General features: G+C 73.0%; 16 protein-coding genes. 4 read left to right on the top strand and 12 right to left on the bottom strand.

The window, feature by feature from the left end; genetic code table 11:
- Window positions 1-26 precede the first annotated feature (26 nt).
- Complete coding sequence (locus O3597_RS05940; RefSeq protein ID WP_281603458.1) at window positions 27-4262, bottom strand: CHAT domain-containing protein; 4236 nt, start codon at window positions 4260-4262, stop codon at window positions 27-29.
- A 123-nt stretch (window positions 4263-4385) separates the two neighbouring features.
- Between O3597_RS05940 and O3597_RS05935 the strand changes: the two genes are divergently transcribed.
- Entirely contained in the window at window positions 4386-5261 is an 876-nt protein-coding gene (locus O3597_RS05935) for an aldo/keto reductase (RefSeq protein ID WP_164448341.1), read from the top strand.
- A gap of 204 nt (window positions 5262-5465) precedes the next feature.
- Here O3597_RS05935 and O3597_RS05930 read toward each other — a convergent pair whose 3' ends face one another.
- Window positions 5466-6275: an alpha/beta fold hydrolase gene (locus O3597_RS05930; protein ID WP_281603457.1), complete on the bottom strand. Its 810-nt coding sequence runs from the start codon at window positions 6273-6275 to the stop codon at window positions 5466-5468.
- 227 nt (window positions 6276-6502) lie between these two features.
- The gene (locus tag O3597_RS05925; protein ID WP_281603456.1) at window positions 6503-7330 is read right to left on the bottom strand and encodes a TerC family protein; all 828 of its coding nucleotides are present in this window, start codon (window positions 7328-7330) and stop codon (window positions 6503-6505) included.
- Between the two features lie 191 nt (window positions 7331-7521).
- Between O3597_RS05925 and O3597_RS05920 the strand changes: the two genes are divergently transcribed.
- On the top strand, window positions 7522-8871 hold the full coding sequence (locus tag O3597_RS05920; RefSeq protein ID WP_281603455.1) for a pentapeptide repeat-containing protein: 1350 nt from the start codon (window positions 7522-7524) through the stop codon (window positions 8869-8871).
- Between the two features lie 332 nt (window positions 8872-9203).
- Here the strand turns inward: O3597_RS05920 and O3597_RS05915 are convergent, their stop codons facing one another.
- Both O3597_RS05915 and O3597_RS05910 read right to left on the bottom strand, forming a co-directional pair.
- Window positions 9204-9398: a DUF397 domain-containing protein gene (locus O3597_RS05915; protein WP_281603454.1), complete on the bottom strand. Its 195-nt coding sequence runs from the start codon at window positions 9396-9398 to the stop codon at window positions 9204-9206.
- A complete protein-coding gene (locus O3597_RS05910; protein ID WP_281604490.1) occupies window positions 9386-10186 on the bottom strand; it encodes a helix-turn-helix transcriptional regulator in 801 nt (266 codons plus the stop codon). Before O3597_RS05910 ends, O3597_RS05915 begins: the two co-directional genes overlap by 13 nt.
- Window positions 10187-10448: 262 nt before the next feature.
- Here O3597_RS05910 and O3597_RS28510 point away from each other — a divergent pair, with 262 nt between their 5' ends.
- Both O3597_RS28510 and O3597_RS05900 read left to right on the top strand, forming a co-directional pair.
- A complete protein-coding gene (locus tag O3597_RS28510; protein ID WP_348650333.1) occupies window positions 10449-10820 on the top strand; it encodes a hypothetical protein in 372 nt (123 codons plus the stop codon).
- Window positions 10821-11221: 401 nt separating this feature from the next.
- The gene (locus O3597_RS05900) at window positions 11222-12313 is read left to right on the top strand and encodes a J domain-containing protein (RefSeq protein ID WP_281603453.1); all 1092 of its coding nucleotides are present in this window, start codon (window positions 11222-11224) and stop codon (window positions 12311-12313) included.
- Between the two features lie 13 nt (window positions 12314-12326).
- Here the strand turns inward: O3597_RS05900 and O3597_RS05895 are convergent, their stop codons facing one another.
- From O3597_RS05895 to gltB, 7 genes are all read right to left on the bottom strand, one after another.
- Window positions 12327-12764: a hypothetical protein gene (locus tag O3597_RS05895; RefSeq protein ID WP_281603452.1), complete on the bottom strand. Its 438-nt coding sequence runs from the start codon at window positions 12762-12764 to the stop codon at window positions 12327-12329.
- Between the two features lie 25 nt (window positions 12765-12789).
- Window positions 12790-13053 carry a DUF6244 family protein gene (locus O3597_RS05890; RefSeq protein WP_204014823.1) on the bottom strand — a complete coding sequence of 88 codons (264 nt, stop codon included), beginning with the start codon at window positions 13051-13053 and terminating at the stop codon, window positions 12790-12792.
- Window positions 13054-13265: 212 nt separating this feature from the next.
- Window positions 13266-14228, bottom strand: coding sequence for a hypothetical protein (locus tag O3597_RS05885; RefSeq protein WP_281603451.1), 963 nt, complete (start codon window positions 14226-14228; stop codon window positions 13266-13268).
- Between the two features lie 3 nt (window positions 14229-14231).
- On the bottom strand, window positions 14232-16769 hold the full coding sequence (locus tag O3597_RS05880) for an FtsK/SpoIIIE domain-containing protein (protein ID WP_281603450.1): 2538 nt from the start codon (window positions 16767-16769) through the stop codon (window positions 14232-14234).
- Window positions 16770-16927: 158 nt separating this feature from the next.
- Window positions 16928-17728 carry an SGNH/GDSL hydrolase family protein gene (locus O3597_RS05875; RefSeq protein ID WP_281603449.1) on the bottom strand — a complete coding sequence of 267 codons (801 nt, stop codon included), beginning with the start codon at window positions 17726-17728 and terminating at the stop codon, window positions 16928-16930.
- 176 nt (window positions 17729-17904) lie between these two features.
- Window positions 17905-19407 (bottom strand): glutamate synthase subunit beta, encoded by a 1503-nt coding sequence (locus tag O3597_RS05870; RefSeq protein WP_281603448.1) that lies wholly within the window; start codon window positions 19405-19407, stop codon window positions 17905-17907.
- Window positions 19400-24121, bottom strand: a complete 4722-nt coding sequence (gene gltB, locus O3597_RS05865) for a glutamate synthase large subunit (RefSeq protein ID WP_281603447.1) — start codon at window positions 24119-24121, stop codon at window positions 19400-19402. Before gltB ends, O3597_RS05870 begins: the two co-directional genes overlap by 8 nt.
- Window positions 24122-24238: the final 117 nt, after the last annotated feature.

Here is a 24238-nt window from a genome sequence, read left to right as displayed (position 1 = left end):
AAATCGGGAGGGCGACCCGCGCCCGGTCAGGGGCCGACGTGGACGTAGCCGGCCCAGAGCTCCGGCAGGTCGGGCAGGGCGGCACGCACCTGCCGGACGGCGTGGTGCAGGGCGGACGCCGCCCGTTCCGGGTCGAGACCACCGGGCACCGCCAGCGCCGCGTACAGGTCCTCGCACAGCTGCACGGTGAGCGTGTCGGAGATGGCCCAGAGCGCGCCGATGACGTGTCGGAAACCCGCCAACTGGAACGCGGTGCCCAGGGTCAGCGCCTCGTCCGGCAGGGCGGCGCCACCGCGCACCGTGTCACAGGCGGACAGGACCGCGAGCGCGGCCGTGGTGTCGGCCGGCCGCCACAGGTCCCGTACGTGCAGCGGACCGCCGGCCAACGCGAGCCGACCCCGGGCGGGTGCGGCCAGATCCTGGGTGCCGTGACAGCTCAGGTGGACCACTGGCGTTCCCGGCAGGGCGTCGAGCACCGCCGAGGCAGTGGCGCTCGGCCCGGTCAACGTCGTCACGTCGGTCACGTACCGGCGCACCACGGCCTCCTCCCCCGCCGCGCCGGGCAGGTCCGCCAGCCCCGGCGTCCGCGGCATCCCGACCACCAGGGCCGAGGTCACCGGCGCGGAGCTGCTCGCCGGCCCCCGCCGGGCTCGGATGAGCGCCCGCAGCGAGGCCGTGTACGAGGGGACGACCCGGTCGAGGACCCCGCTCCCGCCACCCGATGGGGCGGCGGCGTGCAGGGGCAGCAGGGCGAGCACCCCCGTGGGACACCACCACAGGCGGGCCGGGGCGGCCCCGGCATCCGGTGGCGCGGCGGGCGGGTCCAGCGCGTCCAGCACCGGGGCGGCGACCACCCGCCACAACCAGTCGAGGGTTTCCGGGATCCGGCGGCGGAACGCGGCCCGGCGGCGCTGCGCCTCCGGACCCGGGTCGCCGACGGGCGCGGTGACCTCGGCGAGCCCGGTCAGGAAGTACGCGGCCCGCACCTGCAGCTCGCCGAGGCTCAGCTCGGGCAGCGGCACCGTCGTCACCCGTCCCCCGCTGACCAGCAGCGCGTCGCACCGCCGGTCGGCGACGTTGACAAGCACCACCGGACCGTCCTCGCCGGCCCGGGCCAGGTCGGCGAAGGGAGGTGGACGGAGGAAACGGCCGAAGTCGGGCAGCTGCCGGATTTCCGCAAGCACCTCGCGCCGCTGGACGGCCAACTCGTGGCGGCGCTCCGAGCCCACCCCCGGCTCGTCGTCAGCCGGTCGGACCGCCACCGCGAGGACAGCAGCGGTAGGCCCGCCGAGCGGTGCCGGCCCGGTCGGACCGGCCACCGGCACCAGCCGATCGAGGGCGGCCTGCGTGGCGGCCAGCCGTTCGGCCAGGTGGGGTGCCCGCGCGCGCAGCGCCGCCAGGTCGGCCCCGGCGTCATGGGCCCGGGTGAGCAGCACCCCTCGGCCGTACTCCAGCAGCTCCACCGCGCGTTGCGGCCGGTCGAGCGCGATCGCCACCGCCGCGGCGTCGCCGGCCAGCCCCGGGAACTGCCCGAGCAGCCGGCCCTGGTCGTCGAGGTCCATGCCGTGCCAGGCCACCAGGTCGAGCAGTTCGATCGCCGTGGTGTAGCCCGCCAGGGCGGCCGGCAGGTCGCCCGCCTCGGCGGCGAGAGCGGCGTACCGCCGCGCGGCGACCGCCCGCAACAGCGACGGCGCCGCCTCGATCGCGGCGGCCTCGCGCAGCGCGCCGATCGCCTCGGCCAGGTCGACCGGGGGCAGGTCGCCGCCGACGGCCGAAACGACGGCGGTCGAGTCCGCGCTGTGCCCCGTGGCGGCCGGGCCGTCGGGGGCCGGGCCGTCGGGGGCCGGTTGGGCGGTGGCGTCGGCCGGAGCGGTCGCGTCGGCGGTGGAGTGGGTGATCTCCTCGACGGCGACGGCCAGGTTGCTCAGGCACATGGTCCGCTCCGGATGGTCCACCGGCAGGGCCGCCACGGCCGCCCGGTACGCCGTCAGCATCTCGCGGGCGTCGGGGGCGTTGCGCCTGGTCCGGAACCTGATCAACAGCGCGTTGCCGAGGTTGGTCAGCAGCCGGTACCGGTCGCCGGCCGAGGCTGCGGCCGCGTCGGCGAGCGCCCGCAGCAGGGTGACCGCCTCGTCGAGCACGGCGGGATCCTCGGTGAGCTGGTGCCGCAGCAGGTGGCTGAGCGCGAGCGTACGCACGATCCGGACGCGTTCCTCGGGCTCGGCCTCCCGTTGCGCCAGCTCCGCCGCCTCCCGGAGCAGCGTGACCGCCTGCTCGGCGTCGGTCAGCGCGGCGGCGCGGGCCTGCTCCGGCGTGGCACCGTCGGTCGGCAGCGCGGCGTTGACGACCAGTTCGGTGCGCCGGTTCAGCGCCGATCCGAGGTTGAACAGCCCCCACATCCGGTCCGGATTCCCGGGCGGAGCAGCGGCCACCGCCCGCCGCAGCACCACCATCGCCTCGGTGAGGATTGCCAGGTCCTGGGTCCGGCCGAAGAGTTCCTGAAGCGCCAGGCCGAGATTCGACAGGTAGAGCGGCAGCTTCGCGGGATTCGCCGGGTTCGCCGCCGCCTCGCGCAGCTTCGTCACGGCGAGTTCCAGCAGCTCCGGCTCACCCGCCTGGTCGGCCAGGTCACGCAGCGTGTCGCCCAGGTTGTTCAGCAGGTCGGGCCGCGACGGATGATCCGCCGGCAGCAGCCGCTCCGCCTCGGTCAGCACCTCGCGGGCCTGCCGGAGGGTCGCCAACCCGAACAGGTCGGCGTGCCATCGGCCCAGTGTGTACCCGAGGTCGCAGAGCACGCGGGCCCGCTGCTCCGGGTCGGTCGTCCCGTCGACCGCCGCCCGCAGCAGCCGCTCCGCCTCGCGCAGATCGTCGGCCCGGCGGTGCAGCGCGTAGCGCGCCTCCAACAGCTTGCCCTCGGCCTGCCACAGCCCGCCCGCGTCCTGCCCGTCGAGCCGAGGTCCGGCCGCCGCCACCCGGTACGCCTCGATCGCCGCGTCCAGGTCGGCCGGGGTCTTCCGCCGTTCGTGGCGCTCACCGACGAGCCCCGCCAGGGTGACCCGGGCCAGGCCGCCCTGTTCCTCGCTGAGCCCCGAGGCCAGCGCGGCACGGTTGGCCTCGATCGCCGTGTCCAGGTCGCCGTCGGTGCCGCTGGCCACGAACCGTCTACTGGCCAGCGTCGCGTACGTGAACAGGACCAGCGGGTCGGCCCGGACGGACACCGCCTGCGCCAGCACGTCGACGGCCCGGTCGAGGTCGGCCGGTTCGCCCCGGCGCTCCCAGCGTTCCCGCAGCTGCCCGGCGAGGTTCACCCGAGCCATCAGCCAAACCGGCGCGTCGGCGGGAGCGGCCCGGGCCGCGTCGCCGAGCAGCTGGATCGACTCGTCCAGCGCCGCGACGTCCCCCGCCTGTTCGAACCGGTCACCGAGAACGTTGCCGAGGTTGAACAGCCGGGTCGGACGTTCCGGGTCACCGGCCGGGGTCGACTCCAGACTCTCCCGGTGCGCGTCGATCGCCGCCGGAAGCGACCGCTGCCGGCCCAGCCGCAGGTACTGCTCCCGGTGCACCCGTCCGAGCGCGGAAAGGTAGTGCAGGCGTTCGGGTGCGCCGGACGGTGTCCCGACCAGCGCCCGTTCCAGCAGCGCCTGCGCCTGGTCGGCCACCCGGTAGTCCCCGGACCGCTCGGCCCCGGCCATCAGCATGACCGCCTGGCCGAACAGCGCAGCGCCCAACTCGGCCTCGGGAGTGGAGCGCGCGGCCGGGACGCGAACACCGGGGGGCGGCGTACCGCTGCGCGCGCTGCCGGAGGGCCCAGAACCTGCCGTGTTCGCGGCACCGGCACCCGACGCCCCGATTCCGGAGCCGGGACGAGGGTCGGCCCGGGCCGACGCACCGGAACCGACGTCGCGGCCGGGACCGGCCGATACATGCGCGCGGAGCATCGCCAGCAGCGACGGCGGTACCCGCTCCGGCGCCAGGCTGAGCAGCAGTTCGGTCAACCCGACCGCCTGGACGAGGTCCGGCCCGTCCGAGCCCGCCGGTAGGCACTGGTACCGGTACCAGTGCAGACAGGCCAGGAGGAACAGCGCCTCGGCCTCGCGTTCCGACGCACCCCGGCGGCTCACGCCGTCGAGCAGGTCGTAGAGCGGCCTGGCCTCCATCAGCGCCTCGTGGTCCAGCACCCACCGCGGCTCCATGGTGGTCCCGAAGCTGTCGAGCCGCTCACGCAGCCGCTGCACCGGATCGGACCTGAACCGTCGCCACATGCCAGCCCTCCCGTCGCAGGCACCGTCCCGCACAGCAGTAGCAGCCGCGGCGACCGGCCGCTGTCCCGAAGCCGACCGGGGTAATTTGGGGCTCCGACAGGCAGCGAACCGAAAGGTGGCCCCATGGCGCTCGACACCGGCACCCGACCGGCCAAGGAGTCCGGCACCTACCGTATCGGCGGCGATCTTCAGGTCGACCGGCTCGGTTACGGCGCGATGCAGATCACCGGTCCCGGGGTCTGGGGTGACCCGAAGGACCCGGCCGAGGCGGTCCGGGTGCTGCGCCGCGCGTACGAGCTGGGGGTGACGTTCATCGACACCGCCGACTCGTACGGCCCGTTCGTCTCCGAGCTGCTGATCCGCGAGGCGCTGCACCCGTACGCCGACGACCTGCTCATCGCGACGAAGGCCGGGCTGACCCGCAGCGGCCCGGGTGACTGGCGGGCGGTGGGCCGACCGGAGTACCTGCGTCAGCAGTGCGAGCTGAGCCTGCGCCACCTCGGGCTGGAGACCATCGGGCTCTACCAGCTGCACCGCATCGATCCGGCGGTCCCGCTGGCCGATCAGCTGGGTGAGCTGGCGCTGCTGCGGGAGGAGGGCAAGATCCGGCACATCGGACTCTCCGAGGTGACCGTCGACCAGATCGAGGCGGCCCGGCGCATCGTGCCGATCGTGTCCGTGCAGAACCTGTACAACCTGGCCAACCGCGACGCGGAGGACGTGCTCGACCACTGCGAAGAGCACGACCTCGCGTTCATTCCGTGGTACCCGATCGCGACCGGGGAACTGGCCCGACCGGGTGGCCCGCTGGACGCCGTGGCCGCCGAGCACGGCGCGACGCCCGCGCAACTGGCCCTCGCCTGGCTGTTGCGCCGGTCGCCGGTCGTGCTGCCGATTCCCGGTACGTCGTCCGTTGCGCACCTGGAGGAGAACGTCGCCGCCGCTCAGGTGCAGCTGACCGACGCCGAGTACGAAAGGCTCTCCGCCGCCACCACCTGACCCCCCCACGCGCCATGCCGTGCGCCTGCAACTTCGGGGAAACTGCTGCCTGCGCCCGCTTGGACCGGACAACTTCGGGGAAACTGCTGCCTGCGCGGCCCGCCTGGCATCGGGGGTGTTGTCTGGGTCGGGCTTCGTCAACGGGCAGGTGGGGTGTTGGTGGCTGCGGCCCGGCGGCTCTGTGCAGCCGCCGGGCCGGGTGGGTCACAGGGCGAGGCAGTTGGGGTTGATCGCGGCGTCGCGCAGGGCCTGCCGGACGACGGTGTAGGTGGTGCCGTCGAGCACCAGGCCGAGGTGGCCGACCACGCGAAGCGGACACCGGGACTGGATCAGTACGTTCGTCGCCCCGTCGGCCAGCATCGCGTTGTCCACCGGTCGGACCAGTTCGTCCTGCCAGGTACGCACCGTGGTCCAGCGCACCGGGGCCGGCGTGTCGTCGCCCGCGTTGAGAGCGGTGAGGAACGACGACCCGATGGTCATCTGTTGGCAGGCGACCACGCCGGCGCAGCTGCCCAGGCCGAGGAACGACACGATGTTCGCCACGTAGGTGCCGTACTGCGGGGTGCCCAGGCCGACATAGCGTTCGACGGCCTCGCCGCCGCCGAGGTTCTTGATGTAGTAGCGGCTGACCAGGCCACCTTCGGAGTGTGCGACCAGGTCGACCTTGGCACCAGCGGCGGCGGCGCGGACCTGTCCGACATATCCGCGCAGCCCGGCGGCGGACGCGGTGATGTCGCCGAGCCCGAGGTTGGGCAACTGGTAGATCCAGACCCGGTACCCGTCGGCGCGTAGCCGGGCGGCGAGTGGTTCGTAGACGGCCGCGATCCCGCTGAGCCCACCGACCACGACGACCGGATTGGCACCGGCCAGCGCCCGCAGGCCGTCGACTTCGGCCGCACCGGTCGGCGCGACGGTGGGCGCTGCCGTGGCGGGTGGAGCGGCGGTGGCGGCGGGAGCCGCGAGGACGGCGGCGACCGTGAGAGCGAGGACGGGGACAGCCTTTCGGAGCAGCATCGCTGCACCTCCCAAGGGGATCCCGGGGTTACCGGGTGGAGGCGGTGGGATGTCCGATCGACCGTGCACTGATGATGCGGGTCACAATCCAGAAACGTCAATGAAAAGTTACGCACGAGTAGCGGTTGTCTGTGCCGGGCGCCCGGGAGCACGGCGGCGGCACTGTGCACGTACGACGAACGCCGCACGCACCGGGTGGGTGCGTGCGGCGTCGAGTTCGGCGCGGGTCAGCTGGCGGGCGTGGTCTCCGGCTGCGACTCCGGCTCGGTGCGGGGCGAACCCTGCTTCACGTACGTCGGGTGCAACTGCACCGGCTGCCGCTCCTGCTGGCGACGCTGCCGCGCCCGGACCCGCAGGTTGAGGAACTCCACGAAGATCGAGAAGGCGATCGGGCCGTACACGTAGCCCTTCGGGATGTGCTGGTCGAAGCTCTCCGCGATGAGGCTCGCCCCGATGAGCAGCAGGAACGACAGGGCCAGCATCTTGACCGTCGGGTGCTGGTTGACGAACCTGCTGACCGCTCCGGCCGAGACCAGCATGATGATCATCGCGATGATCACGGCGGCGACCATGATGGCGAGTTCGTCGACCATGCCGACCGCGGTGATCACCGAGTCGAGCGAGAAGACCACGTCCAGCACCAGGATCTGCGCGATGACCGCACCGAACGAGACCACCTTGCGGCCCTCGCGCTCGTGGTCGGAACCTTCCAGATGCTCGTGGATCTCGTACGTCGCCTTGCCGACCAGGAATATCCCGCCGAGCAGCAGGATCAGGTCACGCCCGGATATCTCCTGCCCGAGCACGGTGAACAGCGGCGCGGTCAGACCGATGATCCAGGACAACGACGCCAGCAACAGCAGGCGGGTGATCAGGGCGAGCGAGATGCCGATCGTCCGGGCCCGGGCCTGCTGGTGCTCGGGCAACCGACCGGACAGGATCGAGATGAACACGACGTTGTCGATGCCCAGCACGATCTCCAGCAGGAGCAGGGTCGCGAACGCGATCCACAGCTCGGGACTGGTCAGGAACTCCATGCCATCCTCGACTCTCACGACCGGCCGCCGGGTCGGCACCCGGACCATCGGCTGATCTGCATCATGATGACCTACCGGGCCGCTACCCGCTTCGCAACCCCACCGGCCCCCGGCGCCCCGGCCGCATGCCACGACAGCGGCTCCGACAGCCCTCCGGCCGGCAGAGGCCGGGGCCTACGCCACGGACGAATCGATGGCATGCTGTGGCCGTGCCCGGCACCCCACCCCCCGACGAACGGTTGCGGGTCATGCCGTGGTGGCTGGTGCTCGTCGGGCTGCTGCTGGCCGCCCTGCTCGGCTGGTGGGTGCTGTCCTGGCTGCTCGGCGAGGCCGACCGCGCCACCGCGCCGGACACCCGGGCCACGCTGCGCATCGACGCCATCCGCACCGGGTTGACCGTGGTCGCCGGCACCGGTGGCGGGCTGGCACTGCTGCTCGCCGCCCGGCGCCAGTGGATAAGCGAGCGGGCGCAGCGGCACCAGGAGGTCGTCGCCGCCGCCGACCAGGCGCACCGCGACCGGGTGCAGGCGCACGCCGAGACGGTCGCCGAGGCCGGGCAGCGACACCAGGAACAGCAGGCTGAGGCCGCCGCGCACGACGCCGCCGAGCGCCGGCTGACCGAGCTGTACACCCGGGCCGTCGAACTGCTCGGCAACGACAACGCCGCGGTACGCCTCGGTGGCCTGCACGCTCTGGAACGGCTCGCTCAGGACAACCCGGCGCAGCGTCCGACGATCGTGGGGGTGCTCTGCGCGTACCTGCGGATGCCGTCGCCGGACGACGCGCGGGAGACGGAGGTACGCCGCAGCACGCAGCGGGTGTTGACCCGGCACCTGCGTGCGGACGATGACGCCTTCTGGCCCGGCGTGCGGCTGGACCTCACCGGTGCGCGACTGGACGACTTCGACGCCACCGGCTGCACCCTCCACGACGCCGACCTGACCGGTGCCACCTGCACCGGCACCACCCGGTTCACCGGTGCCACGTTGACCGGGCGACTGGCCCTCGGTGCGGGCTTCGACACCCTCGTGCTCGACGGGGTCGGCGGCGACGCGACGATCGTCCTGGACGGCGCCCGGGTGACCGGCCGGCTCAGCGCCGACGGGGCCGAGTTCGGTGGCCCGCTGTCGGGTCAGCGGGCCACCCTCGGCGAAACCTCCTGGCGGGGCAGCACGTTCCACCGGACCGCCACCTTCGACCACACGACCTTCACCGGCAGCGCCAGCTTCCGCGAGGCCGAGTTCCACGGTGGACTGTCCATGGAGCACAGCACGTTCGGCGGTGACGCCGGCTTCCGGCGGGCCCGCTTCGGCGACCTGGCCCTGTTCCGCTGGACCGAGTTCCGGGCGGACGCGTCGTTCGCCGACGCCCGCTTCGCCGGGGCGGCCAGCTTCGGCCGGGCCCGCTTCCACGGCCCGGTCACCTTCGAGGGCGCCACCCCGGCCCGACGCCCCCTGTTCGACCAGGCCCGCGCGACCACGTCGGCGACCCACACCTGGCCCGACGGCACGCACGTCGCGCCCCTGGACACCGACTGGCTTCTCCTCACCGACCCGTAGCCCCGCCACCTGCCAACCCAACGCCGGCACCACCTGCGCTGTTGGCCCAACGCCGGCACAACCTGCGCTGTCGGCCCAACGCCGGCACGAATTGCGGCATATCGCGGTATCACGCGCTCCGGAAAGGCCGACATGCCGCGTCCCGCGAGCCCCAGCAGGAACGGACACGCCGCGCCCCCTCAGGTCGACGGGGACGGCACGGAAGCGACTTGCGGCATGTCGCGGGCATCACGTGCCCCGGAGACGCCGACATGCCGCATCCCGCGACCGCCGTGGCAGCCGGCCGAGTCAGGTGTGCCGGGCGGTGACCGTCGTTCCGACGGCTCGCCGGGTCAGGGCCGGTCGGCGAGTCGAGTGAGGAACGCTTGCCAGGCAGTCGGGGGAAAGGTCAGCACCGGGCCGGTGGGGTCCTTCGAGTCCCGGACACCGACCACGCCGGGCAGGTTGTCGGCGACCTCCACACAGACACCGCCATTGGTTGACGAACGGGACGACGTTCGCCACCGCGCGCCGGTCAGGTGGTCCATGTCTTCGCCGCCTCCTTGAGTACGTCGAGGGTCTGCCCCAGCGGAAGGGCTTCGCCCCGAACCACGTCCCATGCCAGTGCAAGACGAGCAATCGAATCCGACTGCCCGGTGGTTTGCGACTCCAACTGATGATCCACGCAGGCGGCTCGTGATCCGTCGGGCAGGTCGGCCAGGATGAACGCCCCGGCCAGTCCTGAGTAGATGCCAGCGGAGAGCGGCACGACGTGCAACTGGATATGCGGCTGCTCGGCGCAGTTCACCAGGTGCTCGACCTGTTCGGCCATCACGTCGGGGCCGCCACACGCCCGCCGCAGCACCATCTCGTCCAACACCACGAAGAGCTGCGGGGCCGGTTCGCGCGCGAGCACCGCCTGCCGTTCCAACCGCGCCGCGACCCGCTGGTCCAGATCGGCGAATGGCGTGCGGGCGGCCTGGAAGGTTGCGCGGGCGTATGCCTCGGTCTGGAGCAGCCCCGGCACGAAGGAGTGCTCGTACCACCGAAAAGCTGTCGCATCCCGCTCGATCTGGATCCACTCGCGCAGCCAGACCGGCGCGGCGTCGCCCTTGACCAACTCGTCCCAGAGCGTCACGAAGTAGCCACCCGTGTCGAGCGCCTTGTCGACGGCGGTCAGGTAGGGCAGCGTCGGCGGCTTGGTGCCGGTCTCGATCGCGCTCACCTGGGAGTCCGAACAGAAGACCCGCTCGCCGAGCTGGGCCTGGGTCAGCCCGGCGGTCGCCCGACGTCGCCTCAGTTCGCGAAGCAGGTACTCCGACGGCGAGATTCCCACGGCTTCCAGTCCCTTCCACGACGCCCCACGCCGTTCCGCGCCGGCTCGGAGCAGGTCATCACGTTCCGCGATCACGCGATGACTCTTCCGAGCGTAGGGGGCGTACGTCCAGGGTGGAAGGAGCACGACGCGCCTGCTGACGGTCTATCCCCCCGACTGGTCGGCGCGCCCGTGCCGGGGGTCGCCGCCGGGCGAGCAACCGCGGCGACCCCCGATCCCCGCCAGCAACCCCGATCCCAGCCACCGACGAAGGAGGTGTGTCGTGTCCGCGTCGAAGCCTGCGAACGCCGTACCGGCGTCGCGCTTCTCGACTCGCCGGGCCGCCGCCCGCCCCGCCATCGCGTCGGGCGGCCCCCGCGAGGATGGGACGCCCCGGGTCACACCCGGCGTCTACCTGCTGACCCGCGACGCGTCCCCGCAGTTCACCAGGCCGATCGCGGTCCGGGTGATCCGTGAACGGACCGGTCGGAGCACCTACGACGGTTGGGCGTGGATCGAGGTGTACCAGCTCGACTCTCGGGGTGAGGCGATCGACCGCCGCGAGTTGTACGTACGCCCCGACGGTATGCGCCCCGCGCCGCCGCCCCCACACCGCACACCGGCCCGGTGTGCCGCGGCGAGGGCCGCCGGATGAACACGCCCGCCCGTGAACACGTACCGTCCCGCCCGACGTGGCGTTGCCGAGCCTGCGGCGTCGCCTGGCCCTGTTCTCCCGCAAAGCTGCGCCTACTCGCCGAGTACCGAGGCAACATCCCCGGTCTCATGATCTACCTCGTGACGCTACGCGAGGAGGCCATCGTCCAACTTTCCGAACGCGACCCCGGCGCCCGCCTGCCGGACCTGCACCGACGCTTCACCGACTGGGTTCCCGCTGGCCCCTGAAAAGGCCCCGGACCCACTTGTGCCCTATACCCGTCACTGCGATCCAAGGTGGAGGGGCCGCACTCTTCCGAAAGCAGCCTGATCCACCGCATCGACGGGTGCTGTTAGCATCACCGGCGGACGCTCCAGCACCCATGAGGATCCGGCGAATCGATGTCCCCGAACGAGCAGGATCCGTACGTGCTTCTCGGCGTCAGCCGCGACGCGTCACTGGCGCAGATTCGGCAGCGCTACCTGATCCTGGTGCAGGTCTGGCACCCGGACAAGCATCAGTCGAGTCCGGAGAACGTTCGCGAAGAAGCGACCCGGCAGATGCAGCAGATCAACCGGGCGTACAAACTCCTCACCGACGTTCGGGAACGCGAGACGCGCCAACGTCAGGCCGAGGAACAGCAACGCGCGGGGCGCCAGCGGGCGGGCGGTGGGCAGCGGGCCCACGACTGGGCAGCCCAGCAACGCGAGGCGCGCGAGCAGGAGGCCCGGGATCGGGCGGCGGACGCACGACGGGCCCGGGAGCACGCGGCACGTGAGGCCCGTGAGCAGGAAGCCCGCGAGCGCGAGATGCGCGAACGGGCGGAGGCCGAGCGGCTGGCGCGGATACGCGAGCGGGAGGCACGCGAGCATCAGCATCCCCGCGCCCGGTGGACGCATCCCCGGTTCGAGCCGGCGCATCTACCGGAACCGCTGACCATCGAACCGATAACCATCTCGTTGTCGGATGGCGCCGAGGGTCACACGCTGTGGGCTCGATCCGAAGACCAGGAGTCTGTGCTCTTCTTTCCCGGCGCCGACGGCGAGCTGTTCCTGTTCCGCGCCAAGGAGACGCTGCACCGGTACCTGACCGAGACCAGCTCCCACGAGCTGGCCGCCGTTCCCGGTTGGGACGAGTTCATGAACTCGATCCTCAAGGCCGGAATCAGCGTCGACGACGATCGCACGTACGACTTCGGGCTGATTCTCTACAGCATCAGGCGCCCGGTGACCGACTGGGTTCCCCGGCTCTTCATCACCAACCGCGATCTCCTGGTGGACATCGCGGAGGCGTTCGGGATCGCCGAGGCGTTGGAGCTGTTGCACGTCGGCTCGGCGATCGACACGCTCGACGATCTGATGCGGGTCGCCGACCGACCACTCGCCGGATGGGGTGCACGGCGTCGGCTCGACGCCATGAATTCGGGGCCGGCGACCACCGCGTGGCGCAGGGTGATCCGGACCGTCGAGGAACGCGTACGGTGGCTGCGCTGAGCAGCCAGCCTCGTCACTCCTGCGGGTCGCTGTCACCAGCCTGGATGGATCGGGCGACCGGCAGGAGCGACCCGCCGAACTCCGAGATCGTCAACACGTTGACCGCCACGCCGGGCTCGACGAGCCAGAACGCCTGGGCGCCGTCGTGCAGGCCCGGGCCGTCACCGTGCGGGAACTCGCTCAGCTGCCACCCGGCGGGGTCGCGCTCGTGATACTCGCCGAGGAAGTCCCGTAGCGCGGTCAGGTCGACAAGCCGATCCCCCCGCAGCACGTGGACCCGCAGATCGACGCGATGGCCGTCGGGCGTCTGCCGCTCCCAGACCCGGCTGGCGAAGCGTACGTCGTCCCACTCGGTGGCGAAGTCCGACACCTCGTCGCCGACACCGGCGGGCAGTTGACCGATGTGGAAGCCGTCGAGCACCCCACCGTCGCGCGTCTCGCCGCTGCTCATTTCACCGCCTCGATCGGTTTCCGCCTCAGTTGCCCAGCGCGCGTACCTTGGCGATCGTCTCCTGGACGTGCTGCCGGGCGGGCTCGTGCCCCTGGGCCGCCTGGGCGAGCGCCTGCCGGTACGAGTCGATCATGTTGATCAACGGCCCGGCGGCCACGCCCTGCAGGGCCCCGGCGACGAGCTGCCGTGCCTCGGCCGCGTCCTGCGCCGCCGCCGCTGTCTTCGCCTTCGCCTCGTCCAGCTTCTGTGCCGCCGCCGCCAGCCTGGCGATCATCTCCGCCGCGCTCACACGCCCTCCCCACGATCGCACCACACCGGCGTCGCCGCTCGCTCACCAGCAGCGACCACACAGGAGCCTACGAGATCCACTCGCCCGCCGCGACCACCCGACCTCGCCCGAACCACACACAACCTCCTGCGCCGCCAGCCACCCGCACCGCACCGCCAGGAACGCCGTTGGCCGAGTCGGGACGGGCCGATCGGAGCCTCGACCGCGTCGGGTCAGCGCATGGCGCGGAAGAGCAGCAGATAACCGCAGTAGGCGAGGGGGACCGCGAGGAAGCAGAGCAGGAACCCCAGGACCGGATAGCGGGGAGGGGTGACGGCCCCGACAGCGGGCCGCCCCCAGCGGCCGAGCACCAGCCAGCCCCCGATCAGCGCGACCGCGGGCAGGCCGGCGCACATCCAGGCGACCAGGGTGCCGAAGCCGACCACGCCGACGCCTGAGGCGAGCGCCATCACCAGCATGAGCAGCACGGCGACGCCCGCGAAGCCGAGGTAGACGGCGACCGCCCGGGCCATCGGCGACCAGCTCGGCAGCAACGCCGGTTGTTGGGCGAGCAGTTCCGCCTGCTGTCCGTGCCGGTCGGCCTCGTCGGCCCAGCGCCGGGCCAGCTCCAGCTCCGTCGCCGGGTCGACCTCACCCGCGCGTGGGCTCGGCACCCCCGCCGCCGTCGCGCTCACCGCCACCGGCAGCGCCGGGTTCGTCTCCCCCACACCAACCGGGGAGTACGCCCCGACATCCGGCCGCCCCGGCGCGGCGGCTGCGCCGCCGGCCGACCCCGTCCACCCATCAGCCGGATACCCGGACGGACCCGCCGGCCGACCGGATGCCCCGGACACCGGCACCGCGCTCCCGGGCGGGCCGGGCGGGGCCGGTGGTCCGGGCAGGTCTGCCGGTCGGCCGGGTGGGCGGGACACCGGCGCCGCGCTCGACGGCGGGCCGGGCGGGGCCGGTGGTCCGGAGGTTGGCGCGCCGGTGGACACCTGGCCAGGTGCCATGCCCAGGGTGCGGCCGAGGTGGTCGAGGCGCTGGCCCTGGGCGCTCAGCCGCCGGTCGAGGTACTCCACAGCGGCACCGAGATCCCGCTGCCGTTCGGCCTCGGCGGCCGCGCCCTGCTCGCCGGCGCGGTGCTGCACGGCGAGGTGGCGGGCCAGCGCCGCGTACTCGTCGAAGGTGGACACGCCTCACTCCTGCCCGTCGGAGGGGTGACCGTCGCGGACGAACGGCACGATCAACCGGACCCGCTGGTCGTGCCGGTCCACCAGCAGCGCCCGATCCGCGCGGGGAGCGTACGCGAGGTCGTGCACGCCGAGGTGCAGGCCGAGATCCGAGCCGGGCACGTTCAACGCGACCAGGCAGGCGACGTCGTCGCGGTTCTGCGTGCCGCCGAGGTCGTCGGCGAGCCGGCGTAGGCCGCGCCACCAGCCGAGCAGGTGCACCCCGTGGCCGGGCCCCTGCCGCAGCAGCGCCCGCAGGTCGTCGTGGCCGGAGCGGAACGTGCTGGGGTCACTCTCGGCGAGCAGGCCGGCGGCGGCGTCCATCCCGAACACCACCAGGTAGGCGCGCTCCGGTCGGTCACCGCTTCCGCTGGCGGCGAGGGCGCGGATCCGGTCGCGCAGGGCGGCGGCGTCGAGCCGCTCGACCCGGTGCCCGGCGGCGGCCAGCGTGGCGGCCGTGTCGTCGGCAGCCGGGTCGGCGGCGGCGACCAGCGCAGCGAGCACGAACGCCGCCTCACCGGGGGCGTGCTGACGGGCCAGGCTCAGGGCGGCTGCCCGCAGCACCTCGGCCCCGGCGGACGAGGTGCCGACCACGGCCAGGTGCCGGCCGGGGGCGGTGTCCATGATGAACAGGGCGGTGGTGCCGTCCACGTCGACCGTCCGACCGACCAGCGCCAGCGGCCGGCGACCACCCGGACGCAGCCCGGTGAAGGTGGCGTCGTCCTCGACCCGGGCGGTGGCGTAGCCACGGAACACCGACGGCGGGCGGGCACCCGCCGGGCGGGCCTGCCACAGCTCGTGGCGCAGCCGGGTCAACTCGTCGGTAGCGGCGTGCGCGTCGGGGAAGCGGATCACGGTGTTCGCCCCGGGCGCACCAGCGGCGGTGTTGACCACGGCCGAGCCGACCGGCAGGGTCGCCGCGGCGTCGTTGAGGTGGTCGAGCACTCCCCCGCCGCCGGGCAGCGCCACCCGCAGGGCGAACTGCCCGAAGACCGCCTCGGCACGGCCGTAGAGCGCCTCGATCCCCGTCGTGCTCTGGCTGGCCAGCACCAGGTGTACGCCGTACGAGCGGCCCTTGCGGGCCAGTTCCTCCAGCAGGTCGACCGACTCGCGGGCCACCGGGTCGTTGCCGGCGAGCAGCACGTGGAACTCGTCGATCACGGCGACGATCCGGGGCACCGAGGTGTCGGCGGGCAGGTCGGCGAGCTTGGTGACGCCGTGCCGCTTGAGGGCGGTGGCCCGCCGGTGCAGTTCGCGGCGCAGCTCGCGCAGCACGGCCACGCCGTACTCCCGGTCGCTCTCGATGCCGACGGCGCGGGCGTGCGGCAGCCACGACGGGTCGCGTTCGGTGGGCACGAACTCGGTGAAGCTGACCCCCTCCTTGAAGTCCAGGAGGTAGAGCTGCAACTCGGTCGGCGAGTAGCGGGCGGCCAGGCCGTACAGGACGTCGAGGAGGAAAACCGTCTTGCCGGCGCCGGTACGCCCGCCGACCAGCCAGTGCGGGGTGGCGTCGTCGAAGCCCATGGTGACCGGGTCGCGTCCGGCCCGGCCGACCACGGTCCGCAGGCCCGCCCGGGCGGAGGCGGTCCACCGCTGCCCGGGCAGCAAATCGGCGAAGTCGACCGCCGCGCCGCGCCGGGCGGCCTCGCCCAGGTGGGTGGCGAGCGCGGCGACGGAGGCCGGCGGCGGGTCGCCGTCGAGGAGCACCGGCGCGGCCAGCCCGCTGCCGTCGGCGCTGAACGGCGTGCCGGGCGGATCACCGACCCGGGCGTACCCGTCGGTCAGTCGCAGCGCGGTGGTGGCGCCCAGCGGTGGGGCGGACTCGCCCGGCCCGGTCGGCGGCCAGCCGGCGAGCAGCACACAGACGGCGGCGGCCGGGCCGGCGTGGGTGAGCGCGGCCAGCCGGGCGGCCTCGCGGGGCGACGGGACGGACGCGGCGACCAGCAGCAGCAGGTCCTGGTCCGGGTGGTCGGCCTGCCGGGCGGCCCGGGCGTGCCGTTCGGCGGCGTCGAGCAGCGCGGTCACCTCCGCCTCGGTGGTGGCGGGCGGGTCGACGACTCCGGCGTCGAGCAGTGGTCGCAGTGGACCGAAGGTGGCGCCGAGGGCGGCGGTGTCCAGCGCGGCGACCCGCACGCCACCGGGTGCGGCGGTGGCCAGCAGTCGCAGCACCAGGGCCCGCAGCAGCCCGGCGACCGCCGGGTGGCGGGCGTCACCGTCGATCGCCAGGTGGTGCCCGGCGCCCAGGGGCAGCAGCACCGGGAACCCACCACCGGCGGTGACCGCCTCCCCGACGCGCACCGGAACGGGCCGGCGGGCCAGTGGGGTGCCCGGGGTCGGGGTGGCCAGCGCGGCACCGACCCTTGCCAGCCGGGCCAGCAGGTCGGTGTCGACCACCGGAGCGGCCGGTGTGGTGGCGTTCAGCGCGGTGCGGGCGGAGTCAAGATGCGCACGGGCCGCCCGGTGGGCGGCGACCGCCTGCTCGTACGCCGACGCGAGCCTGCCCACACCCTGCCCCTCACCGCCGAGCGCCGCCTGATCGCAGAAACCCTAACGGACGGCGGCGACAGCGGCACGTGTCCGATCCGGACGTGTCGGGCGCGACCCGGCCGGCGCGGCGCACGGCGGCCGACGGTCCGAACCGGACCGTCGGCCGCACCGCACGGTCAGCCGGTGACCGCGTTGAGCGCCGGCAGGTAGCCGTAGCGGTAGCCGTCGGCGTTCGGGTGGTACGCCTCGATGACCCCGGTGACGTCCCGGATCCACGGCTGGGCGCCGCAGACGCCGTGGCCGGCGAAGGTGGGTCGGGTGTCGGCAAAGGTGGCGCCGGCCGCGGCGGCCCGGCCGGCGGTCACGGTGGCGAGGACGTCGGCGGCCTCGTTGAGGATGGTGCGCTTGTAGGTGCTCATGGCCAGCAGTCCGCAGTAGCGGGTCTCGAACAGCCGGGGATAGCCGAGCACGATCAGTCGGGCGTTGGGGGCCCGTTCCCGGATGGCGGCGTAGGTGCTGTCCAGCCGGGCCGGCAGGGTGCCGGTGGCGAACGCCTTCGCGGCGTTCACCGCGTTGGTGCAGGTGGAGGTGCTGCCGAACCGGCAGTCGGTCATCACGTCGGCGAAGCCGGCGTCGTTGCCGCCGATGGTGATGGTGACCATGGTGGTGGTGGCGGACAGCGCGCCCAGTTGGTCGTCGAGCACGTCGGCGGTCTTCGCTCCGCCGCAGGCGGGGAAGCGGAAGCTGGCCACGTTGTTGGCGGCGGCCCACAGCGGGGCGTACGACTTCTGGCTGCGCAGGCAGGTGGACAGGTCGTACGGTCCGGCGCCGACGCCGGAGGAGTACGAGTCGCCGAGGGCGACGTAGTGGATCGGGGCGGCGGCCTGGGCGACGCCGGGGACGGCCAGCGCGCCGACGGCGGCGGTGAGGAGGGCGACCAGCGCGGTCAGGGCACGGGCCAACGGACGGTGGGGCATGACGGACCTCCACGGGGGTGGTGGTGGAGCCCGAGAACCGCGCGCGTGGCCAAGGGTTGTTACTGGTCGGTAATGCTATCGAAACATCTGGATAAAGTGAATAGCCGTTAAGGAGAGGCCGCGTCCGCGCGGTCGTTCCGCGTGGACGCGGCCTCGTCCAGGCCGTCGGGTGGCGGTCAGTGCGCCGCCAGGGGTCGGCTGGCCGGGTGGACCGGGGCCGGCAGGACGCCGACGCCGTCGAGGTAGGTGTGGATCGCCGCCGCGGCGGCCCGCCCCTCGGCGATCGCCCAGACGATGAGCGACGCTCCCCGGTGCATGTCACCGGCGACGAAGACGCCGTCGGCCTCGGTCTGCCAGTCCGAACGGGAGTCGACCGCGCCCCGCGCGTTACGGGCCACCCCGAGCTGCGCCAGCAACGGCTGTTCCTCGGTGCCCTCGAAGCCGATCGCCAGCAGCACCAGGTCGGCGGGGAGTTCCCGCTCGGTGCCCGGCACCACCGTGACGATCCGCCGGCCGTCGCGCTTCTCCACGCTCACCTCGGCGATCCGCACCGCCCGCACCGCACCGGTGCCGTCGTCGACGAACTCCTGCACCGCCACCGCGTAGACCCGCTCGCCGCCCTCCTCGTGGGCCGGGTACTCGCGCAGGATCCACGGCCACGTCGGCCACGGGTCGCGACCCTCGTCCCGGGCGCGCGGCGGCTGCGGGTACAGGTCGAGCTGGTGCACGCCGGCCGCGCCCTGCCGGTGCGCCACGCCCAGGCAGTCCGCCGCGGTGTCGCCACCACCGATGATGACCACGTGCTTGCCGGCCGCGTCGATCGGCGTACCGTCCGCCAGGGTGGCCAGCGCGGGCCGGCCCTCACCGGCCGCCGCGACCACCCGGTTGGCCGCCACCAGGTGCGCCATCGCCTGGTGTACGCCGCGCAGCTGCCGGCCCGGTGTGTCGGTGTCCCGGCCCTGCAACGCGCCGCAGGCCAGCAGCACCGCGTCGTGCTGGGCACGCAGCTGCTCGGCGGTGACGTCGACGCCGACGTTCACCCCGGCCCGGAACTCGACCCCCTCGGCGCGTAGCTGCGCCAGTCGGGCGTCGATGTGCCGCTTCTCCAGCTTGAAGTCGGGGATGCCGTACCGCAGCAGGCCACCGATGGCGTCGTCGCGCTCGTACACGGTGACGGCGTGACCCGCGCGGGCCAGTTGCTGGGCGGCGGCGAGCCCGGCCGGCCCGGAGCCGACCACGGCGACCGACCGGCCGGAGGGTGCCGGCGCCGGACGCGGAGGCAGTCCCCGGGCCGCAGCGGCGTCGGCGATCTCCACCTCGACCTGCTTGATGGTGACCGGCTCGCCACCGGCGATGCCGAGCACACACGCGGCCTCGCAGGGCGCCGGGCAGAGTCGACCGGTGAACTCGGGAAAGTTGTTCGTGGCGTGCAGCGACTCCACGGCGGCGTCCCAGTTACCGGTGCGGACCAGGTCGTTCCAGTCCGGGATGCGGTTGCCCAACGGGCAGCCGTCGTGACAGAACGGGATGCCGCAGTCCATGCAGCGGGTGGCCTGCTCGCGGATCAGTCCCTCACCGGCCGGCGGGTAGACCTCCCGCCAGTCGCTGATGCGCACCGGCACCGGCCGGCGGGCCGGCAACCGCCGGCCGTAGCGCAGGAAACCGTTCGGGTCAGGCACGAGCCACCTCCTGGGCGACCGCCCGCGGGGCGGGGGCTACCGGCGCGGAGGAGGCGGCGGCCGGCGGCGCCGGTGCCGCCAGTGCGCTCATCACCGCGTCGTCGACGTCCTGGCCGGCGGCTTCGGCGGCCCGCATGATCTCCATCACCCGGCGGTAGTCCCGGGGAACCACGGCGGTGAACTCCTCCACCGCCTCCGGCCAACGCTTGAGCAGCTGTTCGGCGATCGCCGAGTCGGTCTCGGCGAAGTGCCGCTGCACCAGCTCGTGCAGGTGGGTCCGTTCCGCCTCACTCGGCGCGGACAGGTCGACCAGCTCGGTGTTGACCCGGCGGCGGTCGAGGTTCCAGACGAACGCCGTACCGCCGGACATGCCGGCGGCGAAGTTACGGCCGGTCGGGCCGAGCACCACCACGGTGCCACCGGTCATGTACTCGCAGCCGTGGTCGCCGACACCCTCGACGACGGTCACCGCGCCCGAGTTGCGGACCGCGAACCGCTCCCCCACCCGGCCCCGCAGGAACACCTCACCGGCGGTGGCGCCGTACAGGATGGTGTTGCCGGCGATGATCTGGTCCTCGGCCCGGTCGCCCGCCTCGGCGTCGGCGGCCACGAACGGTGCCGCCGCGTCCGGCCGGACGACCAGCCGGCCCCCGGAGAGTCCCTTGCCGACGTAGTCGTTGGCGTCGCCGTGCAGGCGCAGGGTCACCCCGCGCGGCAGGAACGCGCCGAAGGACTGCCCGGCGGTGCCGCGCAGGGTGAACTCGATGGTGTCGGCGGGCAGGCCGGCACCACCGTGGCGGCGGGTGACCTCACCGCCGAGCATCGCGCCGACGCTGCGGTGCTCGTTGCGGATCGCCACCTCGGCCCGCACCAACGGCACCGACTCGTCGGGACCGACGGCGCGCAGCGCCGGCTCGGCGAGGGCGATCAGCTCGTTGTCCAGCGCCAGCTCGAGGCCGTGGTCCTGGGCGCGTACGCCGCGTCGGGCCGCGCCCTCGGGCAGCTCCGGCAGGTGCAGCACCCGACCGAGGTCGAGCCCACCGGCCTTCCAGTGCTCCACCGCCGGCACCACGTCGAGCAGCTCGGTACGCCCGATCGCCTCGTCGATGCTGCGCAGCCCCAGCTCGGCCAGGTAGCCGCGGATCTCCTCGGCGAGGAACAGGAAGAAGTTCTCCACGAACTCGGGCTTGCCGGTGTAGCGCTCGCGCAACACCGGGTTCTGGGTGGCGATGCCGACCGGGCAGGTGTCCAGGTGGCAGACGCGCATCATGATGCAGCCGGAGACGATCAGCGGGGCGGTGGCGAAGCCGAATTCCTCGGCGCCGAGCAGCGCCGCGACGATCACGTCCCGGCCGGTCTTGAGCTGCCCGTCGACCTGCACGGTGACCCGGTCCCGCAGCTTGTTCAGCAGCAACGTCTGCTGCGCCTCGGCCAGGCCCAGCTCCCAGGGGGTGCCGGCGTGCTTGAGCGAGTTCAGCGGAGACGCGCCGGTGCCGCCGTCGTGGCCGGAGATCAGGATGACGTCGGCCTTGAGCTTGGCCACCCCGGCGGCGACGGTGCCGACACCGACCTCGCTGACCAGCTTGACGTGTACCCGGGCGGCCGGGTTGACGCACTTGAGGTCGTGCACCAGCTGGGCGAGGTCCTCGATGGAGTAGATGTCGTGGTGCGGCGGCGGCGAGATCAGGCCGACGCCGGGGGTGGCGTGCCGGGTACGGGCGATCCACGGCCAGACCTTGTTGCCGGGCAGCTGTCCACCCTCGCCGGGCTTGGCCCCCTGCGCCATCTTGATCTGGAGGTCGTCGGCGTTGACCAGATATTCGCTGGTGACACCGAACCGGCCGCTGGCGATCTGCTTCACGGCGGAGCGGCGGGCCGGGTCGTGCAGTCGCTCGACGTCCTCCCCGCCCTCGCCGGTGTTGGACTTGCCGCCGAGCCGGTTCATCGCGACGGCGAGGGTCTCGTGCGACTCGGCCGAGATCGACCCGTACGACATGGCGCCGGTGGCGAACCGCTTGACGATCTCGCTGGCCGGCTCCACCTCCTCGATCGGCACCGGCGGCAGCACCCCGTCGCGCAGCCGGAACAGCCCACGCAACGAACCCGCCCGCGCGGCCAGCTCGTCGACCTTGGCGGTGTACTGGCGGAAGACGTCGTACTGCCGGCTGCGGGTGGCGTGCTGGAGCAGGAAGACCGTCTCCGGGTTGAACAGGTGCAGTTCACCCTCGCGGCGCCACTGGTACTCGCCGCCCACCGGCAGCAGGTCGACCGACTCGGCGCCGGGCGCCGGCCAGGCCAGCGCGTGCCGGGCGGCCACCTCGGTGTGGATGCCGTCGAGGCCGACGCCGCTGATCGTGCTCGGCGTACCCCGGAAATACCGCTCGACCAGTCGGGTGTCCAACCCGACCGCCTCGAAGACCTGCGCCCCGCAGTACGACGACACGGTCGAGATGCCCATCTTGGACATGATCTTCAGGACGCCCTTGCCGAGCGCCTTGACGTAGTTGCGGATCGCGGCCCGCGGCTCGACCCCGGCCAGCGCGCCCGTGGAGATCATGTCCTCCACCGACTCGAAGGCCAGGTACGGGTTGACCGCCGCCGCCCCGTAGCCGATCAGCACCGCCGCGTGGTGCACCTCGCGGCAGTCGCCCGACTCGACGATCAGCGCGACCTGGGTCCGGGTCTGCTCCCGCACCAGGTGCTGGTGCACCGCCGCGGTGAGCAGCAGCGACGGGATCGGGGCCAGGTCGGCGTTGGAGTCCCGGTCGGAGAGCACCAGGATCCGTACGCCGTCCTCGATCGCCTCGGAGACGTGCCGGCAGATCTCGGTCAGCCGGGCTCGGATCCCGGCGCCACCGTCGCGGATGCGGTAGAGCCCGGAGACCCGTACCGCCTTGAAGCCGGGCAGGTCACCGTCCTCGTCGATGCAGAGGATCTTCGCCAGCTCGTCGTTGTCGATCACCGGGTAGGGCAGCACGATCTGCCGGCAGCTCGCCGGGCCGGGATCGAGCAGGTTGCCCTCCGGGCCGATGGTGGTGGCCAGGCTGGTCACCAGTTCCTCCCGGATGGCGTCCAGCGGAGGGTTGGTCACCTGGGCGAACAACTGGTGGAAGTAGTCGTAGAGCAGCCGTGGCCGGGTGGACAGCGGGGAGATCGGGGTGTCGGTGCCCATCGAGCCGATCGGTTCCGCGCCGGTCCGCGCCATCGGCGCGAGCAGGATCTTCAGCTCCTCCTCGGTGTAGCCGAAGGTCTGCTGGCGGCGGCGGACCGAGTCGTGGGTGTAGACGACGTGCTCCCGCGCCGGCAGGTCGTCCAGCTCGATCAGCCCGGCGTGCAGCCAGTCGGCGTACGGCTCGGCGGCGGCCAGCTCGGTCTTGATCTCGTCGTCGTGCACGATCCGGCCGGCGACGGTGTCGACCAGGAACATCCTGCCCGGCTGGAGCCGACCCTTGGCCACCACGGTGGCCGGGTCGAGGTCGAGGACGCCCGCCTCGCTGCCCAGCACCACCAGGCCGTCGGACGTCTGCCACCAGCGGCCCGGACGCAGACCGTTGCGGTCGAGCACCGCGCCGACGATCTCGCCGTCGGTGAAGGCGACCGAGGCCGGCCCGTCCCACGGCTCCATCAGGCTGGCGTGGAACCGGTAGAAGGCGCGCTTGTCGGCGCGCATGTCCGGATCGTTCTCCCACGCCTCCGGGATCATCATCAGCACCGCGTGCGGCAGGCTGCGCCCGGCCAGGTGCAGCAGTTCGAGAACCTCGTCGAAGTTTGCCGAGTCGGAGGCGGCCGGGGTGCAGACCGGGAAGACCCGCCGGATGTTGCCCGGCAGGTCGGGCGTACGCAGCAACGCCTCGCGGGCCTGCATCCAGTTCCGGTTGCCCCGGATGGTGTTGATCTCACCGTTGTGCGCGATGAAACGGTACGGGTGCGCCAGCGGCCAGGACGGGAAGGTGTTCGTGGAGAACCGGGAGTGCACCAGGGCGATGGCGCTGGCCACCCGCTCGTCGGTGAGGTCCGGATAGAACGCGGGCAGCTGGTCCGGGGTGAGCATCCCCTTGTAGACCATCGTCCGGCCGGACAGCGACGGGAAGTACGCCGGCACCCCCCGCTCGGCCGACTCGCGTTCGGCCTGCTTGCGGACGCAGAAGGCGACCCGCTCCAGCTCGAGGCCGCGCAACGCCGCACCAGCCGGACCGGCGGGGGTGTCGGTGAGCCGCTTCGCGGCGAGGAAGACCTGTCGGACGCGGGGCATCGCCGCCAGCGCCGTCTCACCGAGGTCGCTCGGGTCGACCGGCACGTCCCGCCAGCCGAGCACCTCCGCGCCCTCGACCAGGGCGTACTTCTCGACCACCTGCCGGGCACGGGCCTCGGCGGCGTCGTCGTCGGTCAGGAAGACCAGACCGGTGGCGTACTCGCCGGCCGGGGGCAGCGGAAACTCGACCACCGCACGCAGGAACGCGTCCGGCACCTGGATCATGATGCCGGCACCGTCACCGGTGTTCGGTTCGGCGCCCCGGGCGCCACGGTGGTCCAGCCGGCACAGCGCGCCGAGGCCGTTGGCGACCACCGTGTGCGAGCGTCGGCCGTGCAGATCCGCCACGAACGCCACGCCGCACGCGTCATGCTCGTACGCGGGGTCGTGCAGGCCGGCAGGGGACGCTACCTGGCCCTCTCGCGGCGCCGGCTGGGGGCGGTGTGGGTACGCAAGGGCCACCGGGCCTCCTGTCGTCGCTCAGGCTGGATCATGGTCGGGACGACGTCGGCCCTGTATCGGACTATTGAGTCTACGTTAGGGCCCGGCACGCAAGGCCAGTGCAGATTGATCACACCG

The sequence above is a fragment of the Verrucosispora sp. WMMA2044 genome, assembly GCF_027497155.1.
Classification (GTDB): domain Bacteria; phylum Actinomycetota; class Actinomycetes; order Mycobacteriales; family Micromonosporaceae; genus Micromonospora; species Micromonospora palythoicola.
Note: the sequence above shows the minus strand (reverse complement) of the source record. Positions and strands in the feature narration are given on the sequence as shown.

Coding starts and splice junctions, on each gene's coding strand:
- O3597_RS05940 (WP_281603458.1), bottom strand. CDS start 4,262: ATGTGGCGACGGTTCAGGTCCGATCCGGTGCAGCGGCTGCGTGAGCGG.
- O3597_RS05935 (WP_164448341.1), top strand. CDS start 4,386: ATGGCGCTCGACACCGGCACCCGACCGGCCAAGGAGTCCGGCACCTAC.
- O3597_RS05930 (WP_281603457.1), bottom strand. CDS start 6,275: ATGCTGCTCCGAAAGGCTGTCCCCGTCCTCGCTCTCACGGTCGCCGCC.
- O3597_RS05915 (WP_281603454.1), bottom strand. CDS start 9,398: ATGGACCACCTGACCGGCGCGCGGTGGCGAACGTCGTCCCGTTCGTCA.
- O3597_RS05900 (WP_281603453.1), top strand. CDS start 11,222: ATGTCCCCGAACGAGCAGGATCCGTACGTGCTTCTCGGCGTCAGCCGC.
- O3597_RS05895 (WP_281603452.1), bottom strand. CDS start 12,764: ATGAGCAGCGGCGAGACGCGCGACGGTGGGGTGCTCGACGGCTTCCAC.
- O3597_RS05875 (WP_281603449.1), bottom strand. CDS start 17,728: ATGCCCCACCGTCCGTTGGCCCGTGCCCTGACCGCGCTGGTCGCCCTC.